Source organism: Mycobacterium persicum (assembly GCF_002086675.1).
GTDB classification, from domain to species: domain Bacteria; phylum Actinomycetota; class Actinomycetes; order Mycobacteriales; family Mycobacteriaceae; genus Mycobacterium; species Mycobacterium persicum.
The window spans coordinates 1-1,255 of the sequence record NZ_MVIF01000240.1; the positions used below are offsets into that span (position 1 = coordinate 1).

Genomic DNA, 1,255 nt, shown 5'->3' on the forward strand with positions numbered 1-1,255 from the left:
GTGGATTAACAAGCCCGACGACACCGAGGAGGCCACTCAGTAAATACCGCTCGACGGTGCCTCATTCAGGTTGACAACTTCCGCCGTGGTGCCGCTGGTGATGGCTCTTCGCAGCTACCCGGGCTACGTGCGGTGAACATCACATCCGGGTTGACCGCCAAGGGAGCCACGCGCGAATTCTGCTCTACTGCACGGGTTGTCGCCATTCACGTCTGAAAACGGACATCGGGAGCATCGGTCGTCTCGCCCGGTGGCGGCGTGGCGGCAGCCATAGCTGTCCTCGGCATCGACGTGGTCTAACAGGCACTGGAGTGCGCCTAGGCAGCAGTTGGAATAGCCTTCCGTGGGGTGACGACCCTCCCGCCCCCGACCGGCCGATGGACACCGCCCCATCCCACGCAGCCCGGGACAGGCTCGCGCGTTTGGCAAGCTGTGGGCTTCGCCATCGCCATTGCCGTGGGCGCAGCAGCTTTGATCGTGGCGCTGACACGCACTACGACGAGCGGAATCCCGGCCGCAGCCCCGGGAACCTCCGCTGCACCGACATACACCGCCGCTGAAGTCGCCGCCGCGCACCAGAAGTTGTGTGAGGTGTACAAGCTGGCGGCGCGTCAAGTTCAAATACAAACCAATGGCGACAACCAGGCGTTGGCGGTGGCTGCCCTGGTGAACGGATCGGTAATGATCCAACAAGCAGTCGATGCAGCTCCGGCGCTCCCGGCCGGCGATCGCGCCGCCGCACTGGCACTTGCCGAAGCGTTTACCAATGCGAATGCCGTGGGTAGCTTTGCGCGTCGCGACGATCCCGAATCGCGGGCCGCGATCAACGATGCCAACGCCAAGGACGAACGAATGAAGGTCCTTTGCGGCGGCGGCTGATTTGCTACCCGGCAAATGGTCGGCGTTGTTGGTTGGTGCGTTGGGGCCAGCACGGCCCGACGCACCCTCGGCTGGGGCCTCTTCCTGGCGCCACGCCGGGGAAGTCAAGCGCCACGAGACAAGCGATCTGCAAAACATACGATCGCAGTTGTCAGTAAATAAGGGGCGAGCCGCCACCGATTTGCTGGAGCGGTATTGGCGCGGAGAGCAGCGTGTAGCTACTATCGCCCGTCAGTGCCAAGTGAAAGTGGCTCTTCACAATCGAGGGTGTAGTTGGGGTCTGAATCCACCGGCGGAATTTGTCAACCTGAATGAGGCACCGTCGAGCGGTATTTACTGAGTGGCCTCCTCGGTGTCGTCGGGCTTGTTAATCCAC

1 protein-coding gene and 1 pseudogene are annotated in these 1,255 nt (G+C 62.5%); both read left to right on the forward strand.

Annotation, left to right across the window (positions count from 1 at the left end):
- The first annotated feature begins 348 nt into the window (after positions 1 to 348).
- A complete protein-coding gene (locus BST40_RS28115) occupies positions 349 to 879 on the forward strand; it encodes a hypothetical protein (RefSeq protein ID WP_083156590.1) in 531 nt (176 codons plus the stop codon).
- A 1-nt stretch (position 880) separates the two neighbouring features.
- A pseudogene (locus BST40_RS32260) lies at positions 881 to 1,126 on the forward strand (DUF5631 domain-containing protein); the annotation flags it as partial.
- Between the last annotated feature and the right edge of the window lie 129 nt (positions 1,127 to 1,255).